The sequence below is a fragment of the Massilia sp. R2A-15 genome (assembly GCF_030704305.1).
In the GTDB taxonomy this organism is placed as follows: domain Bacteria; phylum Pseudomonadota; class Gammaproteobacteria; order Burkholderiales; family Burkholderiaceae_D; genus JAFCUW01.
Genome location: NZ_CP131935.1, coordinates 3,303,035 through 3,320,071, shown reverse-complemented (window position 1 = coordinate 3,320,071; position 17,037 = coordinate 3,303,035). Strand labels below are relative to the sequence as shown.

The 17,037-nt window shown below is 65.0% G+C and carries 17 protein-coding genes and 1 tRNA gene; 3 read left to right on the top strand and 15 right to left on the bottom strand.

The window, feature by feature from the left end; all coding sequences use genetic code 11:
• Window positions 1-92: 92 nt before the first annotated feature.
• The 5 genes from Q4S45_RS15220 to Q4S45_RS15200 all read right to left on the bottom strand — a co-directional run bounded on the left by Q4S45_RS15220 (window position 93) and on the right by Q4S45_RS15200 (window position 4,319).
• Window positions 93-1,139, bottom strand: coding sequence for an aldo/keto reductase (locus Q4S45_RS15220; RefSeq protein WP_305512115.1), 1,047 nt, complete (start codon window positions 1,137-1,139; stop codon window positions 93-95).
• Window positions 1,139-2,179, bottom strand: a complete 1,041-nt coding sequence (locus Q4S45_RS15215; RefSeq protein WP_305505630.1) for a quinone-dependent dihydroorotate dehydrogenase — start codon at window positions 2,177-2,179, stop codon at window positions 1,139-1,141. The genes Q4S45_RS15220 and Q4S45_RS15215 overlap by 1 nt, the downstream gene beginning before the upstream one ends.
• 34 nt (window positions 2,180-2,213) lie before the next feature.
• Window positions 2,214-2,942, bottom strand: coding sequence for an arginyltransferase (locus Q4S45_RS15210; protein ID WP_305505628.1), 729 nt, complete (start codon window positions 2,940-2,942; stop codon window positions 2,214-2,216).
• A 63-nt stretch (window positions 2,943-3,005) separates the two neighbouring features.
• The gene (gene aat, locus Q4S45_RS15205) at window positions 3,006-3,734 is read right to left on the bottom strand and encodes a leucyl/phenylalanyl-tRNA--protein transferase (RefSeq protein ID WP_305505625.1); all 729 of its coding nucleotides are present in this window, start codon (window positions 3,732-3,734) and stop codon (window positions 3,006-3,008) included.
• A gap of 3 nt (window positions 3,735-3,737) precedes the next feature.
• Complete coding sequence (locus Q4S45_RS15200) at window positions 3,738-4,319, bottom strand: NUDIX hydrolase (RefSeq protein WP_305505623.1); 582 nt, start codon at window positions 4,317-4,319, stop codon at window positions 3,738-3,740.
• A gap of 171 nt (window positions 4,320-4,490) precedes the next feature.
• Here Q4S45_RS15200 and Q4S45_RS15195 point away from each other — a divergent pair.
• The 3 genes from Q4S45_RS15195 (at window position 4,491) to Q4S45_RS15185 (ending at window position 5,242) form a co-directional block, all read left to right on the top strand.
• Window positions 4,491-4,567 (top strand) — tRNA-Met (locus Q4S45_RS15195).
• Between the two features lie 151 nt (window positions 4,568-4,718).
• A complete protein-coding gene (locus tag Q4S45_RS15190; protein ID WP_305505621.1) occupies window positions 4,719-4,952 on the top strand; it encodes a hypothetical protein in 234 nt (77 codons plus the stop codon).
• Window positions 4,949-5,242, top strand: a complete 294-nt coding sequence (locus Q4S45_RS15185; protein ID WP_305505619.1) for a hypothetical protein — start codon at window positions 4,949-4,951, stop codon at window positions 5,240-5,242. The genes Q4S45_RS15190 and Q4S45_RS15185 overlap by 4 nt, the downstream gene beginning before the upstream one ends.
• 7 nt (window positions 5,243-5,249) lie before the next feature.
• On the opposite strand, the gene Q4S45_RS15180 is transcribed toward Q4S45_RS15185, so the two are convergent.
• The 10 genes from Q4S45_RS15180 to Q4S45_RS15135 all read right to left on the bottom strand — a co-directional run bounded on the left by Q4S45_RS15180 (window position 5,250) and on the right by Q4S45_RS15135 (window position 16,978).
• Window positions 5,250-6,128 (bottom strand): DNA-3-methyladenine glycosylase 2, encoded by an 879-nt coding sequence (locus Q4S45_RS15180; RefSeq protein WP_374046042.1) that lies wholly within the window; start codon window positions 6,126-6,128, stop codon window positions 5,250-5,252.
• The gene (locus Q4S45_RS15175; RefSeq protein WP_305505617.1) at window positions 6,125-7,015 is read right to left on the bottom strand and encodes a DMT family transporter; all 891 of its coding nucleotides are present in this window, start codon (window positions 7,013-7,015) and stop codon (window positions 6,125-6,127) included. The genes Q4S45_RS15180 and Q4S45_RS15175 overlap by 4 nt, the downstream gene beginning before the upstream one ends.
• Window positions 7,016-7,094: 79 nt before the next feature.
• Window positions 7,095-8,105 carry an XdhC family protein gene (locus Q4S45_RS15170; RefSeq protein WP_305505615.1) on the bottom strand — a complete coding sequence of 337 codons (1,011 nt, stop codon included), beginning with the start codon at window positions 8,103-8,105 and terminating at the stop codon, window positions 7,095-7,097.
• A 99-nt stretch (window positions 8,106-8,204) separates the two neighbouring features.
• Window positions 8,205-9,404, bottom strand: a complete 1,200-nt coding sequence (locus tag Q4S45_RS15165) for a M48 family metallopeptidase (RefSeq protein WP_305505613.1) — start codon at window positions 9,402-9,404, stop codon at window positions 8,205-8,207.
• Window positions 9,405-9,420: 16 nt separating this feature from the next.
• The gene (dut, locus tag Q4S45_RS15160; RefSeq protein ID WP_305505611.1) at window positions 9,421-9,879 is read right to left on the bottom strand and encodes a dUTP diphosphatase; all 459 of its coding nucleotides are present in this window, start codon (window positions 9,877-9,879) and stop codon (window positions 9,421-9,423) included.
• A 13-nt stretch (window positions 9,880-9,892) separates the two neighbouring features.
• Entirely contained in the window at window positions 9,893-11,110 is a 1,218-nt protein-coding gene (coaBC, locus tag Q4S45_RS15155) for a bifunctional phosphopantothenoylcysteine decarboxylase/phosphopantothenate--cysteine ligase CoaBC (protein WP_305512113.1), read from the bottom strand.
• 23 nt (window positions 11,111-11,133) lie between these two features.
• A complete protein-coding gene (gene lspA, locus Q4S45_RS15150) occupies window positions 11,134-11,652 on the bottom strand; it encodes a signal peptidase II (RefSeq protein ID WP_305505609.1) in 519 nt (172 codons plus the stop codon).
• Between the two features lie 22 nt (window positions 11,653-11,674).
• Window positions 11,675-14,560 carry an isoleucine--tRNA ligase gene (ileS, locus tag Q4S45_RS15145; protein ID WP_305505607.1) on the bottom strand — a complete coding sequence of 962 codons (2,886 nt, stop codon included), beginning with the start codon at window positions 14,558-14,560 and terminating at the stop codon, window positions 11,675-11,677.
• Between the two features lie 64 nt (window positions 14,561-14,624).
• Window positions 14,625-15,596: a bifunctional riboflavin kinase/FAD synthetase gene (locus Q4S45_RS15140; RefSeq protein ID WP_305505605.1), complete on the bottom strand. Its 972-nt coding sequence runs from the start codon at window positions 15,594-15,596 to the stop codon at window positions 14,625-14,627.
• A 152-nt stretch (window positions 15,597-15,748) separates the two neighbouring features.
• Window positions 15,749-16,978 carry a tetratricopeptide repeat protein gene (locus Q4S45_RS15135; protein ID WP_305505603.1) on the bottom strand — a complete coding sequence of 410 codons (1,230 nt, stop codon included), beginning with the start codon at window positions 16,976-16,978 and terminating at the stop codon, window positions 15,749-15,751.
• Between the last annotated feature and the right edge of the window lie 59 nt (window positions 16,979-17,037).

Here is a 17,037-nt window from a genome sequence, read left to right as displayed (position 1 = left end):
TGCGGACCTGACCCTATCTTGAACCGTTCGCGATCCCTCGCGCGGCTGCGACCAAAACGGGGTCAGGTCCGCAGGACCAGACCCCAACTTCATCACTGTCCCGGATTCGGGATGCGCGCGTGGATTGCGTCGATCGCTTCGATCACGTGCGCGGGCAATGTGATGTCGGCCGCGTCGATGTTTTCCTTCAGCTGCTCCAGCGTGGTCGCGCCGATGATGGTCGAGGCCACGAACCAGCGCGAGTAGCACCACGCCAGCGCCATCTGCGCCGGCGTCATGCCGTTCGCACGCGCCAGTTCCGCATACTCCTTCACCGCCGCCAGCACCGTCGGCCGCAGGTAGCGCGGGCTCCAGGTCGGCGGGAAAATCGTCAGCCTGCCGTGCGCCTTGGGATTGTCGATGTACTTGCCGCTCAACTGGCCGAACGCCAGCGGGCTGTAGGCCAGCAGGCCCACATTCTCTCGATAGCAGGTTTCGTCCAGCAGGCTGGTCTCGAAACCGCGCGCCGTCAGGTTGTACAGGTTCTGGATTGTCGCGATGCGCGGCAGGCCCTTCGCTTCGGCCTGGCGCGTGAACTCGCATACGCCCCACGAACTCTCGTTGGACACGCCGATGTGACCGATCTTGCCGGCGTCGACCAGCTTGCCCAGCGCCGCCAGCGTGTCTTCGATCGCTACGCTGCTGCGCTCATTTTTTGGATCGAACTGGGTGGCGCCAAAGATCGGCACGTTGCGGCTTGGCCAGTGCAGCTGGTACAGGTCGATATGGTCGGTCTGCAGGCGCCGCAGGCTCGTTTCGACGGCGGCCTGCAGGTTCGCCGCATCGAAGTTCTGGCCACCGCCGCGAACCCAGTGCAGCGCCGGATTCGGCCCGGCCGCCTTGGTCGCCAGCACCACGTCGCCGCGCTTGCCGGTCTTCTTCAGCCACGAGCCGATGAAGCGCTCGGTCGATCCTTGCGTCTCGGCGCGCGGCATCACCGGATACATCTCGGCGGTGTCGATGAAGTTGACGCCGCGCTCGAGCGCGTAATCGAGCTGACTGTGGGCGTCGGCTTCGGTATTCTGTTCGCCGAAGGTCATCGTGCCGAGGCAGACGTTCGACACGCGCAGTGGGCTCGTTCCCAGCAGGATAGTTTTCATCATGCTCCTTTCAGCGCTCGCGCGCAGTCGCGCACCAGCGCGGGGCCGGCGTAAATCAGGCCGCTGTACAGCTGCACCAGCGAGGCGCCGGCGTCGAATTTGGCCTTCGCGTCGGCGCCGCTCATGATGCCGCCCACGCCGATGATCGGCAGCTCGTCTCCCAGCTCGGACTTGAGCTTGCGGATGACGATGTTCGACAGCTCGAATACCGGCGCGCCGGACAGGCCGCCCGCTTCGGCGCCATGCTCCATGCCCTCGACCGCAGTGCGCGACAGCGTGGTGTTGGTGGCAATGACGCCGTCGATCTTGTGGCGCAGCAGGGCGCCGGCGATGTTCTGGGCCTGCTCGGTGTCGATGTCCGGCGCGATTTTCAGCGTGATCGGCACGTAGCGCTTGTACTGGTCGGCCAGGCGCGATTGCGCTTCCTTCAGCTGCGACAGCAGCGCATCGAGTTCGGACGCTCCCTGCAGCTGGCGCAGGTTCTTGGTGTTCGGCGACGAGATGTTCACCGTGACGTAGCTCGCGTACGGATACACCTTCTGCAGGCAGTGCAGGTAGTCCTCGGCGGCGCGCTCGATCGGCGTGTCGGCGTTCTTGCCGATGTTCAGGCCCAGCACGCCTTCCTTGTTCTGATAGAACTTCGACGCCTGCACGTTGGCCACAAAAGCGTCGACGCCGCCGTTGTTGAATCCCATGCGGTTGATGATGGCCTTCGCCTGCGGCAGGCGGAACATGCGCGGCTTCGGATTGCCCGCCTGCGCGCGCGGCGTGACGGTGCCCACTTCCATCGAGCCGAATCCCAGCGCTGCGAGGCCGTCGATGTAGGCGCCGTCCTTGTCCAGTCCCGCGGCCAGGCCGACCGGGTTGGGAAAGGTGATGCCCATGACGGTGCGTGGATCGGCTTCCGGCTTCGCGAACGCGCGCGTGAGGCCGAACGCGGCGGCGCGGTTCAGCGCCGGCAGGGTCAGGTTGTGGGCCGCCTCGGGATCGAGCGAGAACAGCAGGGGGCGGGTGAGGGCGTACAGCAGTTTATCGGACATGGCGGGCAGGGGTTGTGCAGACCGCTCATTTTACCTACTTGTCGAGCAGCTCCCAAGCGCCGTTGATGCGCGCCTCGAGCGGCCGGAAGTTGATCTTGTAGGCCATCTTCTGGCTTTGTTCGATCCAGTAGCCCAGATACACGTAGGGCAGGCCGAGTTCGTCGGCCTGGGCGATCTGCCACAGGACGTTGTAGGTGCCGAACGATGCGCCGTGCACGTCGGGATCGAAGAAGGTGTACACCGACGACAGGCCGTCGGAGAGGACGTCGATGATCGACACCATGCGCAAGGTGCCGTCCGGCTCGCGGAACTCGACCAGGCGGGTGTTGACGCGGCTCTGCAGCAGGAACTGCGCATACTGGTCGCGGCTGTCCTGGTCCATGCCGCCGCCGACGTGGCGCGTGCTCTGGTAGCGCAGGTAGAGCGCGTAGTGCTCGTCCGAGAAGCCGAGGTTGGCGACGATCGCCGCCAGAGAAGCGTGGCGTTTGGCGGCGCGGCGCTGGCCGCGGCTCGGCGTGAATTCGGCGGCGCGCACCCGCACCGGGATGCAGGCGTGGCAGCCATCGCAATACGGGCGGTAGGTGAAGATGCCGCTGCGCCGGAACCCGCTCTTGACTAGTTCGGAATAGACGTCGGCGTTGATCAGGTGGGACGGCGTGGCCACCTGGGAGCGCGCCTGGCGCGCATCGAGATAGCTGCACGGGTAGGGCGCCGTAGTGTAGAACTGCAGCGTCGAGAAGGGCAGGTCGTTCAAGTGCGTCATGCGGAGCTCGCGAAGTGACGGTTGCGCTACGATTGGTTCTATTCTAACGAAAGTTTGGACTTGTCACCGCGCCGCTTCCAACGGTGGCGCCGGAACCCAGCCGGTAATTTCCGGCTCGTGGATGGCGCGCCGGACGTGCTCGAGGAAGGCGGCGCGCGGAATCGGCGCCGCGCCGAGCGAGGCCAGGTGCCCGGTCTCCTGCTGGCAGTCGATCATCGTCACCCCGTTGCGGCGCAAAAACGCGACCAGGTAGGCCAGCGCGACCTTCGAGCCGTCGGTCACGCGGGCGAACATCGATTCGCCGTAGAACATGTGGCCGATGCAGACCCCGTAGGCGCCGCCCACCAGTTCGCCATCGAGCCACAGTTCCGTCGAATGCGCGTGGCCCATCGCGTGCAGGCCGGTGTAGCCGGCGATGATGTCTTTCGAGATCCAGGTGCCCGGGCCGTCGCGGCGCGGGGCGGCGCAGGCGCGCATCACTTCTTCGAAGGCGCTGTCGAAGCGCACTTGCCAGCGGCCGCCCTCGGCCATGCTACGCTCGACGCGGCGCAAGGTCTTGCGCAGGCTGTCGCTGATGCGGAAGGCGTCCGTGCGCAGCACCATGCGCGGATCGGTGCTCCACCAGAGGATCGGCTGGCCTTCAGAAAACCACGGGAAGATGCCGTGCTGGTAGGCCAGCAGCAGGCGCTGCGGCGACAGGTCGGCGCCCGCGGCCAGCAAGCCGGGCGCATCGATCGTCAGCGCGTTCGAGACGTCGGGAAACGGCGTATTCGATTCGAGCCAGGGGATCATGGCTCAGTCGGGCGCGCCTGACGAGCGCATCGGGCGCACGATGTCGTGGCTGTGAAAGCCGTAGCTGCCGCCTTCGCGCACTTTCTTGCGATCGGCGAAGAACAGCTCGAGCGTGGTGCGGATGGTGGGGAAGGCGAGGTCATCCCACGGGATGTCGCGCTCGCTGAACATCTGCACTTCGAGGCTTTCGATGCCGGGCGCGAAGTCGAGGTCGCGCAGGCGCGCCAAGTAGAACAGATGCACCTGATGAACATGGGCGACATTGAGCAAGGTGTACAGCGGGCCCAGCTCGATGTTGGCGCCGGCCTCTTCCTCGGTTTCACGGATGGCGGCCTCGGCGGTCGTCTCGTTGTTTTCCATGAAGCCGGCCGGCAAGGTCCAGTAACCGTAGCGCGGCTCGATCGCGCGCTTGCACAGCAGCACCTGCACTTCGCCGTCCTGCTCCCACACCGGCAGGGAGCCGATCACCAGCTTGGGATTTTGATAGTGGATCGCGTCGCACTGGGCACAGACGTAGCGGGGCCGGTTGTCGCCCTCGGGGATAGCCAGTGCCACCGGATGGGCGCACTCGGAACAAAATTTCATAGGTAGCCGGAAGAATGGTATTTCGCTTACTTTACACCGATTGGGGCGGGCGCGCCGCAATGGGAAGACGGTAAAAGGGCCGCAGCGCCGTAGATTGGATGCTGCAATCGCACATCCGGGGTGGATTAATATTGCCTAAATCCACGCGAACCCCTATAATGATTGCACAGACGCGGGGTGGAGCAGTCTGGCAGCTCGTCGGGCTCATAACCCGAAGGTCACAGGTTCAAATCCTGTCCCCGCAACCAGAATTCAGCAAGAAGCCGTCAGTTCGAAAGAGCTGACGGCTTTTTTGTATTCTTCGGATTGATGCAGCGCGACCGCTTGCGCGGTGAATGCACCTGCCTTAGCGGACCAACGTATAATGTTCGTTCACACGCTGCCCATGTCCCCGACGATATGAAAAAGCAAAACCTCGCTGCGGAGCCTTCCGCCGCGACACAAACCTCTCCAAAGAGTCCGCCAACCATCTTACGGGGGGCGCCTGTCCCTCCGCTGCGGCTTCCAGAGGGATTTGATCCTTACTATCACCTCAAGATCGTGGCCGCCGGCAAGGTTCGGCCAGCATCCCACGAAGATTTTCAGCGACTGATCGCCGAACTGAAGTCGTTGAAAAAAATTGGTTCAGTTTGACTTCGAATCCGACGCTCGATTTCGTTCCCAGTCTGATCGATCTGGGGAGCGACGCGGCTGTCGAAATTGTGGATTGTCTCGACGACATAGCACAGCGCGCTCTTACCTGGGATAAATTTGAACGTATTCATGGTTGGGAACCATTGAATCTGGTGGGTGAACAAACCTATCCGGGCGCTGTGGACTTGCATCGATTTTACGTTGACGCTCTATCTGGCAATCGCTACCAAATCATCGGCTACACATTTCAATATGTTGTGGTGATTTGTGCGATTGCGCTGCGAAACTAAGCTGCTGTCACTTATCTTGAAGGCTGGCCCAGAGATGGGCCGCAGCCATCGTTCGGTGGGGCTTGTAGCGTTCCAGCAGCGCTTCGGTGCGCGGCATGTCCGGCTTGGCGTCTTCGCCCAGCAGGTGCTGGAAGGCGGCACGGATCGCGACGTCGCCGTGCAGCGAGCAGTCGGCGTAGCCGTAGCCGCGCAGCAGCGCGTAGTTCACCGTCCAGGGACCGATGCCCTTCACCGCCAACAGGGCGGCGCTGGCGCTTCCGATGTCATCGCCGCGGTCGAGCCGCAACTCGCCCTCGGCTACCAATCGCGCAAGGCGCAGCAGGGTTTCCGCTTTCGCGCCGGAGAATTTTCGCGAGGTGAGGTCGGACAGCTCGAGCGCAGCCACCTGCTTCGCTTCGGGATAGCACCACACGCCGCTGCTGTGCCGCACGCCCGCCTGCTGGATGAAGGTGCGGCGCAGCGCGATGGCGAAGGTCAGGTTGATCTGCTGGCCGATGACGGCCCAGGTCAGCGCTTCGAAGATCGTGGCCGACTGCACGACGCGCAGATGCGGCCGGCGCCGCGCCACGTCGCCCAGCAAATCGTCCTCGCCCGCCAGCGCGAGGAAGGGCGCAGGATCGATGCGCAGGCCAAGGATGTTGAGCAGCGCTTCCTGCACCATCTGCTGCGCCTTCGGCGAAAGCGCGCCATCCGCATGCACGTCGCACAGGGCTTCGAACGGCGTTAGCGCCACGTCGAACAGCACCGGCACGCCATCGAGCAGCACGCCCTTGAGGATCCGGTCTTCGGTGACCTGCTCGGCCACGCTTTCCGCATCGCGGCTGTGGAAGGCGAGGACGTCGGCGCTCTGGTAGCCGGCGGGGAGCAGGATCGTTACCTGCATCATCGTGCCGCGACTGCGGTCCGCGCGCCGAAGCGCGGCACGAAGCCAGTCACCAGCGCGGTGCCGGTGATGACGATGGCGGCGCCCGCCGCCGTGTACCAGCCCACGGTCTCGCCGAGGAACAGCACGCCCCACAGGATGCCGAACAGGGGATTGAGGAAGGTGACCGTCAGCGCGGAGGTCGGCCCGACATCCTCGATCAGCTTGAAGTAGATGATGTAGGCGATCCCGCTGCACATCACGCCGAGCGCCAGCGCCGCGCCCATGATGCCAAGCGTCGGTTCGGCCGGCGCGGGGAAGAACGGCAGCGCGGGAATCACGAGCAAGGTCGCTGCCCACATGCTGCCGTGCGCGTTGGCGAACGGCTCGATCGAGCGGGCCTTGCGCGCGTAGGCGCTGGCGATGCTGTAGCTGAAGGCGCCTCCCAGCGCGGCGACCACGGCCAGCGCGGCGCCTGGCTTCGAGGTGGCGTGATCGAAGCCGACCAGCAGCGCGACCCCAAGGGTGCCGAGAACGAGGCCCAGCGCGGTACGCGCGGTGATCTTCTGGCTCGCCCAGACGGCGCCGATCAGCGCGCCCCACATCGGCGCGGTCGCGTTCAGCACCGACAGCACCGAGGCGGTCAGCGTGCGCGCGGCGAATGCGAACAACAGGAAGGGCAGCGCGGAGTTGAAGAAACCGAGCATCAGGTAGTGCTTCCAGTTGGCGCGCAGGTCGAGACGCTTTTTCAGGAAGAAGCCGACGATGGCGAGGAACAGCGCCGCGAAGGCGACGCGGTATTCGATCAGCACCGCGGGGCCGAGCACCGGGGCGCTGATGCGCATGAAGAGGAAGGAACTGCCCCAGATCGCCGCGAGCAGGACGAGGCGAAGGAGGTTTGCTGTGTTCATGAATGGATCCGGTGAGAGAAAAGTGTAGTGTGGGTCGCGCCCGGTGGCGGGCGAAATCCGTTTCTTGCGATTGAATCGGCTAGTCGCGCATGCAGGCGTTGACACCAGGCGGGGTGAGGGCGGCGGCGTGGCTCAGCTGCTGCGCGGCCGGCACGCCATTTTTCACGGCGGTCATCTCGGCGAGGATCGAGATGGCGATTTCGGCCGGGGTCTTGCTGCCGATGTAAAGGCCCACCGGACCATGCAGGCGCGCGAGCTGTTCGTCGCTCAGGTCGAATTCCCTGAGCCGCTCGCGGCGCCTGGCGTTGTTCAGGCGCGAGCCGATCGCGCCGACATAAAAAGCGTCGGACTTGAGCGCTTCCATCAGCGCCAGGTCGTCCAGTTTGGGATCGTGGGTCAGGGCCAGCACGGCGCTGCGCCGGTCAAGGCGCGCTTCGAGCACCAGGTCGTCGGGCATCATGTGCACCAGCGCCACGCCCGGAACATTCCAGCCGCTGCGATATTCTTCGCGCGGGTCGCACACGGTCACGTCATAGTCCATGGCCGTCGCCACCTGGGCGACGAAGCGCGACAGCTGTCCGGCGCCGATGATGAACAGGCGCCAGCGCGGGCCGTGGATGGTGCACAGGACGTCGCCATCCATATGCTGGACTGAGCCCGCCGGCGCGCTTGCCAGGGTGACCGCGCCGGTACGCAGGTCGAGCCGCCGTGCGACCAGCTCATGCCGGTCGAGCCGTTCCAGCAGCTCCACAATGGCGCTGCCGGACGACAGCGGTTCGATCGCCAGTTCGATGGTGCCGCCGCACGGCAGGCCGAAGCGGTGCGCTTCGTCGGCGCTGATGCCGTAGCTGACGATTTCGGGGATGGTGCGCTCGATGCCGTGCAGGCGAACCCGCTCGATCAAATCGTCCTCGATGCAGCCGCCGGAGACCGATCCGACGACCTGGCCATCCGCACGGATCGCGAGCATGGCGCCGACCGGACGCGGACTCGATCCCCAGGTCTTGACGACGGTGACCAGCTGGCAGCGCTGGCCGGCGGCGAGCCAGTCCGCGCAGGTCTTTAGTACTTCAAGGTCGATGCTGTCCATGGGATCGAATATACTGGGCGCCTGAAAATTGGCGCGGTAAAAAAAACATGACCCATGATACAAAAAAAGACGTCGGCTCGCCGAAGTTCGGCCGTTTGCTTATTGTGCTGGTGGCGGTGGTGGCGTTTTGCGGACTGCTGACTTACGTGATGGGGACGTTTTTTCCGGACTTCCCGAATTTTTAGCGGCAGGCGCCGCTTCCGCCGCCGCCACGACGGCGTCCGGCACCAGCGGCTTTTTGGCCTTCTGCCTGGCGCTCACTTCGGCCATGGCCTTGTCGATCGCGGCGGTGCGCGTTGCCGTCGCCGGATGGTTGGCCACATACCCGTTCAGTACCGACGCCGGGTAGGTCGACGCCAGCCGCTTCCAGAATGCCGTGGCGCCATCGAGGCTGTAGCCGGCGCGCGCCAGCAAGTACACCGCGAGCCGGTCGGCCGCGGCGTCCACGTCGGCCGGCATCGCCTTGATGCCGCCGCTGCCGATTAGCATGGACTGGTCGGGATTGACCGTGACGAGATTGTCGATGATGCCGCCCACGGTGCCGGCGTAGCGCTGCGAGGTATGGTGGCCAAGCATATTGTGCGCCATGCCGGTCGCCAGCAGGTAGGCCAGCTCGTCGTCGCCGCGCACGAAGTTGATCATGCCGCGCGTGATCATCACGCGCGAGCCGTCCGCATACGAATTGATGTTGTCGGAGTTACCCAGTTCGATCCCGAAGCCGCAGGCGCGGGTGACGGGAATGGTCAGCTGCTTGTTGGCGCCATCGCGCTCGACGCCCATCGGCAGCGACGGATGCGCCGCGATCAGCGGGCCGAACACGGCGCCCGCCATCGTCGATGCATTCGGCCCGCTCGGCAGCGCCTTGCCGCCGGCCGACACCAGGCGATCGCCCCGGCGCAGGCCGGCCTGCGAAGCGCCGCTGCCGGCGAGCACGCCGGTTACCTGAAGCCTTTCGCCCATGCCGAAGGCGATGTGCGCGGCTTCGTTGTACTCGCCTGGGTAGGAGTAGCGGTTCTTGGCGGTGAAGCCCAGCAGGTTGCGCGCCTGCGTCTTGCACAGTTCCGCGTTGTTGATCAACAGCGGCGCGGCGACGCGGTACAGGCGGTCCTGCAGCGTCGCCATTTTGGTGAGCTGGTCGGCTTCCGCCGCCATGCGAGGAGTGAGCACCGGTGCTTCTGGTTCGGCCGCCCGCGACGGCTCTGGCGGGACGGGGCCTTGCTGGAGAGGGCTGCGGGTGGCGCAGCCAGACATCAACAACGCCAGCGTCACAGCCGGCCACAGAGCATCGATGCGCTTCATTTGAGTTCCTCGTTTATTATTGTTTGCCGGTGCTGCCGAAGCCGCCAGCACCGCGTTCACTTTCCTTGTCCGAGTCGAATTCGTCGACGACGTTAAAGCCAACCTGCACAACCGGCACGACGATCAACTGCGCCAGCCGTTCCATCGGGTTCAGCGTGAATGCCTGCTGCCCGCGGTTCCAGGTCGAGACCATCAACTGGCCCTGGTAATCGGAGTCGATCAAGCCTACCAGATTACCCAAAACGATGCCGTTCTTGTGGCCCATGCCGCTGCGCGGAAGGATCATCGCGCAGTAGCCGGGGTTGGCGACGTGGATCGCGATCCCGGTCGGGATCAGCACCGTGGCGCCAGGTTCGATGGTGATTGCCTCTTCAATGCAGGCGCGCAGGTCGAGGCCCGCGCTGCCTTGCGTGGCGTAGGCCGGCAGCATGTCCTTCATGCGCGGGTCGAGAATTTTTACGTCGATGGTCTTCATTGGTCCTTGTGGTTCAGGTGAGCAGGGAACGCTGCTCGATGCGCTTGGCGATTTCGGAAATCAGCTGGCGCGCAAGCGTGAGCTTGTCGGCGCGCGGCAGCACGGTGTGGCCGTCCTCGTCGAACAAAATCACGGTGTTCTCATCCTGCCCGAAAGTTTGTGGGCCGATATTGCCCACCAACAGAGGAATGCCCTTTTTTTCGCGCTTGATGGCGCCGAATTCGACCAGATTCTCCGATTCGGCGGCAAAACCGACGCAGTAGGGCCAGCCCGACACCGAGGTGGTGGCGGCAACCGAGGCGAGGATGTCGGCGTTCTGGGCGAATTCGAGCTGCGGCACGCCGCCGTCCTGCTTTTTCATTTTCTGGTCGCTGGCGTTGGTGACGCGCCAGTCGGCCACCGCCGCCACGCCGATGAACACGTGCTGGCCGCCGATCGCCGCCATGACCGCATCGTGCATCTGCTGCGCGCTCTGGACGTTCTCGCGGCGCACGCCGTGCGGGGTGGGCAGGGTGGTCGGGCCGGACACCAGCACCACGTCGGCGCCGGCTTCGCGCGCGGCGCGCGCCACGGCGTAGCCCATCTTGCCCGAAGAGAGGTTGGTGATGCCGCGCACCGGGTCGATCGCTTCAAAAGTGGGGCCGGCCGTGATCAGGACGCGCTTGCCCGCCAGGACCTTGGGCTGGAACGAGGCCACCAGTTCTTCCAGCAGCTCGTCTGGTTCGAGCATGCGTCCGAAGCCAGTTTCGCCGCAGGCCTGGTCGCCGGCGGCCGGGCCGAACACGCACAGGCCGTCGGCGCGCAGTTGCGCCACGTTGCGCCTGGTGGCCGGGTTGTCCCACATTTCCACGTTCATGGCAGGCGCGATGTGCAGCGGCACATGGCGCGGACGCGCCACGCACAGCGTCGAGAGCAGGTCGTCGCAGGCGCCGTGGGCCAGCTTGCGAATGAAGTCCGCGGAGCAGGGCGCAATCAGGATCGCGTCGGCGCCGCGGGTCAGGTCGATGTGCGCCATATTGTTGGCGATGCGCGGATCCCACTGGTCGGTGTGCACCGGATTGCCCGACAGCGCCTGCATGGTGACGGCGCCGATGAAATGGGTGGCCGCCTCGGTCATCACGACCTGCACGGACGCTCCTTCCTTGACCAGCGAGCGGCACAGGTCCGCCGCCTTGTAGCACGCGACCCCGCCGGACAGGCCGAGGACGATCTTCTTGCCCTTCAAATCCATCGTCATGCTGGAGCTCCTGGTAATCAGTTCTTGTTCACACGCCGCAGTTCGTCGTAGATGAACAGGATCGCGCCGAGCGTGATGGCGCTATCGGCCACGTTAAAGGCCGGGAAGTGGCCGAAGCCAGCCAGGTGGAAGTCGAGGAAGTCGATCACGTGGCCATACACCAGCCGGTCGATGACGTTGCCGATGGCGCCGCCCATGATCAGCGCGAGCGCCCAGCAGAACATGCGCTGGCCAGCATGCTTGCGCAGCAGGTAGATGATGAAGCCGACTGCGGCCACGCCGATGGCGGTGAAGAAGTAGCGCTGCCAGCCGCCCTGGTTGGACAGGAAGCTGAAGGCGGCGCCGCGGTTATACGCCAGCACCAGGTTGAAGAAGGAGGTGATGACCTTTTCTTCGCCCAGGGTGAACAACTTGGTGATGGCGATCTTCGACAGCTGGTCGCACAGGATGACGATGGCCGCGATGCCCAGCCATGGAGCCAGGCCGGCGCGGTTTTTCGAAGCGGAGGAGAACGTCGTTGTTTTTTTGGTTGCCATGGATGGTGAGGTCAGGTTGATATCAGGCGAAGACGCGCTTCTCGCCGGCGCCGAACAGGTTGCTCACGCAGCGGCTGCACAGGCCTGCGTGTTCGGCGTGGGTGCCCACGTCGGCGCGGTAGTGCCAGCAGCGCTCGCACTTCGGCGCAGTCGACGCGGCCACCTCGATCGCCTCGTCGGCTTCGGCGGCCACTTGCTCGACCTTCGCCTGCGAGGTGATGAACACGAAGCGCAGGTCGTCGTCCAGGCTGGCGAGCAGCTTGTACTTCTCCGGCGCAGCCTTGACCGTCAGTTCGGCCTGCAGCGACGAGCCGATGGCGCCCGAACCGCGCAGCTCTTCGAGCTCCTTGGTGACGTCGGCGCGCACGGCGCGCAGTGCGGCGTATTTGTCGAGCAGGGCGGCGGCGTTCGGTACTTCCGGCAGGTCCCAGTAGGTCTGCGTGAAGATGGTTTCGTCGCTGGCGCTGTATGCCTCGGCGCCGGCGAATACCGCCCACGCTTCCTCGGCGGTGAACGACAGAGTCGGCGCCATCACGCGCAGCAGGCTTTGGGCGATGTGCCACAGTGCGGTCTGGGCCGAGCGGCGCGCGTGCGAATCGACCGCGGTGGTGTACAGGCGGTCCTTCAGGATGTCGAGGTAGAAGCCGCCCAGGTCTTCCGAGCAGTAGTTCTGCAGGCGCGCGATCACCGGGTGGAATTCATAGCGCTCGTAGTGGGCCAGGATGTCGGCCTGCAGCGCGGCCATGCCGGCGATGGCGTACTGGTCGATCTCGAGCAGTTCGGCAACCGGCACGGCGTTCGCCTTCGGATCGAAGTCCGAGGTGTTCGCCAGCAGGAAGCGCAAGGTGTTGCGGATGCGGCGGTACGATTCGGTCACGCGCTTGAGAATCTCGTCGGAGATCGACAGCTCGCCCGTGTAGTCGGTCGAGGCGACCCACAGGCGCAGGATGTCGGCGCCGAGCGTATCGGAGATCTTCTGCGGCGCCAGCGTGTTGCCGAGCGACTTGGACATCTTCTTGCCCTCGGCGTCGACGGTGAAGCCGTGGGTGAGCAGCGCCTTGTACGGCGGGCGGCCATTCAACATCGAGGACGTCAGCAGCGAGGAGTGGAACCAGCCGCGGTGCTGGTCCGAGCCTTCCAGGTACAGGTCGGCCGGGAATGCGGACTGCTCTTTGTGCGAGCCGCGCAGCACGGTCTGGTGGGTCGAGCCGGAGTCGAACCAGACGTCCAGCGTGTCCTTGTTCTTGACGTACATGTCGGCGTCTTCGCCGAGCAGGTCCTTCGGCTCCAGCGTCTGCCATGCGTCGATGCCGTGCTGCTCGAACAGCTTGGCGACCTGCTCGACCAGTTCCGGCGTGCGCGGGTGCAGCTGGCCGGTTTCCTTGTGCAGGAAGAAGGCCATCGGCACGCCCCATTGGCGCTGGCGCGACAGGGTCCAGTCCGGACGGTTGGCGATCATGCCGTGCAGGCGCGCCTGGCCCCAGTCCGGGAAGAATTTCGTCTCTTCGATGCCCTTGAGCGCAGTCTCGCGCAGGGTCGGGCCGCCGTCCTTCGGCGTGGTGTCCATGCCGGCGAACCACTGCGAGGTGGCGCGATAGACGATCGGGGTCTTGTGGCGCCAGCAGTGCATGTAGCTGTGGTCGAACATCTTCAGCTCGAACAGGGCGCCGGCGCCGCGCAGCGCGTCGCAGATCGGCTTGGACGCTTCCCAGATCGTCATGCCGCCGAACAGCGGCAGGGTCGAGGCGAAACGGCCGTCGCCCATCACGGGAGTGAGGATCTCGTCGTCCTTCATGCCGTGCGCCTTGCACGAAATGAAGTCGTCCAGGCCGTAGGCCGGCGCCGAGTGCACCACGCCGGTGCCGCTTTCGGTGGTGACGTAGTCGGCCAAGTACATCGGCGAGAGGCGGTCGTAGAAGGCGTCGGCCTGGTACAGCGGGTGATGGAAGCCGATACCTTCCAGCGCGGCGCCCAGGCAGGTGGCGACGACCTCGCCTTCGAGCTTGTAGCGCTGCAGGCAGGACTCGACCAGGTCAGCGGCCAGGATCAGCAGCAGCGGCTTGCCGTCGCGCGCGGTCTCGACCAGCGCGTAGGTGATTTCGGGATTGACGTTGAGCGCCTGGTTCGACGGGATGGTCCACGGGGTGGTGGTCCAGATCACGATGAAGCCGTCGCCGGCCGGCAGGGCAGGCAGGCCGAAAGCGGCGGCCAGCTTTTCAGGCTGGGCGAACGGGAAGCCGACGTCGATCGCCGGGTCGCGCTTGTCCTGGTATTCGACTTCCGCCTCGGCCAGCGCGGAGCCGCAATCGAAGCACCAGTTCACCGGCTTCAGGCCGCGGTAGACGTAGCCTTTTTCGAGCAGGGTGCCGAGGGCGCGCAGTTCGTCGGCCTCGTTCCCGTACGCCATGGTCATGTACGGGTTGTCCCATTCGCCCAGCACACCCAGGCGAATGAAGCCGGCGCGCTGGCGGTCGACCTGCTCGAGCGCGTAGGCGCGTGCCTTGGTCAGCACGTCGGCGGTCGGCAGGTTCTTGCCGAACTGTTTTTCGATCTGGATCTCGATCGGCATGCCGTGGCAGTCCCAGCCCGGCACGTAGGGCGCGTCGAAGCCGGCCATGGTGCGCGACTTGACGACCATGTCCTTCAAGATCTTGTTGACCGCGTGGCCGAGGTGGATGTCGCCGTTGGCGTACGGCGGGCCGTCGTGCAGGATGAATTTCGGGCGGCCGGCGGCGGCCTTGCGCACGCGCTCGTAGATCTTCTTGTCCTGCCACTGTTTGACCCAGCCCGGCTCGCGCTTGGCGAGGTCGCCGCGCATCGGGAACGGGGTGTCGGTCATGTTGACCGGGTATTTGGACTCGGGCTTCTTGGCTGCCTTCGGGTTTGCTGGTTTGCTGGTATCGGACATATTCTTCTTCAAAGGTGATGGTCTGCGGGGACGTTGGCCGCGAGGGCCGGTGGCGTGGCCCGCTTCAAATTCGGTCGGTGGCGGTCAGGGCGCCGGCGCGGCGGGCAAAGTAGCCGCGGGCATGGCGCGCGTCGTTGTCGATGGCCGCCGTCAGGATGGCCAGGTCCTCGTACTTTTCCTCGTTGCGGATCTTTTCGAGGAACTCGACCCGCACCAGTTTGCCGTAGCAGGACTGGTCGAAGTCGAACAGGTGCACTTCGAGCAGCACGCGGCCAGAGTCGTCGACGGTGGGCCGAATGCCGATGCTGGCCACGGCCGGCAGCGGTTGGGCGGCCAGGCCGTGCACGCGCACGACGAAAATCCCGGACAGGGCGGGGCGGTGCGCGACGCGCAGGTTCAGGGTCGGGAAGCCCAGGGTGCGGCCGAGCTTCTGGCCGTGGATCACGTGGCCGGAGATGGCGTAGGAGTGGCCGAGCAGGTGGCGCGATTGCTCGAAGTCGCCGCCTGCCAGCGCGGTGCGCACGGCCGACGAGGAGATGCGCTCGGCGCCATGCATCACGGTGGGCAGCGTCTCGACGTGGAAGCCGTGGCGCTCGCCGGCCTGCCTGAGCATGGCGACCGTGCCGGCGCGCTTGGCGCCGTAGCAGAAATCGTCGCCCACCATCAGCCATTTGACGTGCAGGCCCTCGACCAGCACGCGGCTGGTGAATTCCTCCGGCGGCATCGACGCGAAGTGAGCGTTGAAATGCTCGACGATTACGCGGTCGATGCCGGCGCTGGCGAGCGATTCGAGCTTGTCGCGCAGGTTGGCGATGCGCTGCGGGGCGCGCGACAGGTCGCCGGCGCGCGCGGCGAAAAACTCGCGCGGATGCGGCTCGAACGTCATCACGGCCGCTTCGAGGCCCAGCTGCGAGGCGCTGGCGCGCACGCGCGCCAACAATGCCTGGTGGCCGCGGTGGACACCGTCAAAGTTGCCGATCGTGAGCGCGCAGGGCGCACGCGCCCTGTCGTTGGGAAGTCCCCGGAATACCTTCATAGCTGCCTGGTGCGGAAAACTGTGTGAAATACAGGATTATACGGTCAAGTTGCCGCTTTCACACCCGGACCATGCCGGGCGGCGGCGCCATAAGAAAAAAGCGCCGCCCGCGGGAGCAGGCAGCGCTTTTCGAGAGGCAGGGCTCAGGGCGATCAGTTCATCGGGTGATTGATGGCCATGATCCAGTAGCGCGCCAGGTCGGCGGTGCCGTCCTTGCCGCTCACCGTTTTCAGCGTCGAAATCGCCTTTTCCTTCTTTCCCGCGACCGCATAGGCTTCGCCCAGGTGCAGCTTGGCGTCTTCCGGATTGCGCAGGCCGCCGGCCTTGATCGCGTCGTTCATCATCGCCAGGCCCTTGTCGGCCTGGCCGGCTTGCACCATGCCGTAGCCCATCGCGACCAGGCCGTCGTTGTCCTTGGCCTTGACCAGGGCTGCCTCTTCGGTCGCCTGGGTCTTGTTGTTCTCGGCCAGGGTCTTGTCGGCCAGGTCCTTCAGGCGCTGGTGGCGCGGCGCTTCGGCGCCCACACCCAGCACGCCTGCCTTGTAGCCCTTGTCGATGACTTTCAGCGCTTCAGCCGGCGCCTTGGCCTGCAGCACCAGCTGGGCCATCTCGACGAATTCGCTTGGCTTCTTCAGCAGGCCGTTGGCCAGCTTCAGGCGGTAGACGTCCACCGTCAGGCGGTTCGAGTAGCCCGGCTTGGTGACCACGCGGTTGAGCAGGTCGGTCCAGTACGAGGTCTTCGGGTAGGACGCGGCCAGCTTTTCGATGGTGTTGACGTAGCCTTCCTTGTCGTTCTTCTTGAGCTGGATGTTAGCCAGCAGGCCCAGCTGGTCTTCGCTCAGGCGGCCGTTCTTTTCGATGGTGCGCAGTTCGCTCTCGGCCTGGGACAGGTTGCCCGAGTTGTAATAGTTCTGGATCAGCAGCGCGCGCAGGTTGGCGCTGTCGTGGTCCTTCAGCTGGCGGTTGATGGCCGCGTTGGCCTTGCTAAAATCCTTGGCGCGCATGTACAGGCCGACCAGGCCTTCGGAGAATTTTTCCTTTTCCCCGGCCGACAGGCGGCCCGATGCGATCAGCGTCTCGAACGACTTGGCGGCGGCTTCGTAGTCGCCGGCCGACGAGGCTGCCGCGGCGCGCACGCGCTCGATCAGGTAGCTTTCGTTGGCAGTCTTGTTGCTGACGTTGTCGGCTTCGCGCAGCTTGGCCAGCGCTTCCTTGTGCTTGCCCTGTTTCATCAGGTTCTGTGCAGCTTGCAGCGGAGTGCCGATTTCTGGACGCATGGTTTCAGCGGCGTACGCGGAAGACAGACCGAGGACGGGAGCGGCTGCAGTGAAGCCGAGGGCGGCCATCACGAGGCCGAGGTGCGCGAGACGGAATTTTGGCATTGTGTGGAATTCTTTCTTCAAAATGAGAAACGGCAGGGGATGCCTGCCGTGTTCGTCTT

Excerpts from the sequence above, each read along its gene's own strand:
- Q4S45_RS15220 (WP_305512115.1), bottom strand. The coding sequence starts at position 1,139 with ATGAAAACTATCCTGCTGGGAACGAGCCCACTGCGCGTGTCGAACGTC.
- Q4S45_RS15215 (WP_305505630.1), bottom strand. The coding sequence starts at position 2,179 with ATGTCCGATAAACTGCTGTACGCCCTCACCCGCCCCCTGCTGTTCTCG.
- Q4S45_RS15210 (WP_305505628.1), bottom strand. The coding sequence starts at position 2,942 with ATGACGCACTTGAACGACCTGCCCTTCTCGACGCTGCAGTTCTACACT.
- aat (WP_305505625.1), bottom strand. The coding sequence starts at position 3,734 with ATGATCCCCTGGCTCGAATCGAATACGCCGTTTCCCGACGTCTCGAAC.
- Q4S45_RS15200 (WP_305505623.1), bottom strand. The coding sequence starts at position 4,319 with ATGAAATTTTGTTCCGAGTGCGCCCATCCGGTGGCACTGGCTATCCCC.
- Q4S45_RS15190 (WP_305505621.1), top strand. The coding sequence starts at position 4,719 with ATGAAAAAGCAAAACCTCGCTGCGGAGCCTTCCGCCGCGACACAAACC.
- Q4S45_RS15180 (WP_374046042.1), bottom strand. The coding sequence starts at position 6,128 with ATGATGCAGGTAACGATCCTGCTCCCCGCCGGCTACCAGAGCGCCGAC.
- Q4S45_RS15175 (WP_305505617.1), bottom strand. The coding sequence starts at position 7,015 with ATGAACACAGCAAACCTCCTTCGCCTCGTCCTGCTCGCGGCGATCTGG.
- Q4S45_RS15170 (WP_305505615.1), bottom strand. The coding sequence starts at position 8,105 with ATGGACAGCATCGACCTTGAAGTACTAAAGACCTGCGCGGACTGGCTC.
- Q4S45_RS15165 (WP_305505613.1), bottom strand. The coding sequence starts at position 9,404 with ATGAAGCGCATCGATGCTCTGTGGCCGGCTGTGACGCTGGCGTTGTTG.
- dut (WP_305505611.1), bottom strand. The coding sequence starts at position 9,879 with ATGAAGACCATCGACGTAAAAATTCTCGACCCGCGCATGAAGGACATG.
- coaBC (WP_305512113.1), bottom strand. The coding sequence starts at position 11,110 with ATGGATTTGAAGGGCAAGAAGATCGTCCTCGGCCTGTCCGGCGGGGTC.
- lspA (WP_305505609.1), bottom strand. The coding sequence starts at position 11,652 with ATGGCAACCAAAAAAACAACGACGTTCTCCTCCGCTTCGAAAAACCGC.
- ileS (WP_305505607.1), bottom strand. The coding sequence starts at position 14,560 with ATGTCCGATACCAGCAAACCAGCAAACCCGAAGGCAGCCAAGAAGCCC.
- Q4S45_RS15140 (WP_305505605.1), bottom strand. The coding sequence starts at position 15,596 with ATGAAGGTATTCCGGGGACTTCCCAACGACAGGGCGCGTGCGCCCTGC.
- Q4S45_RS15135 (WP_305505603.1), bottom strand. The coding sequence starts at position 16,978 with ATGCCAAAATTCCGTCTCGCGCACCTCGGCCTCGTGATGGCCGCCCTC.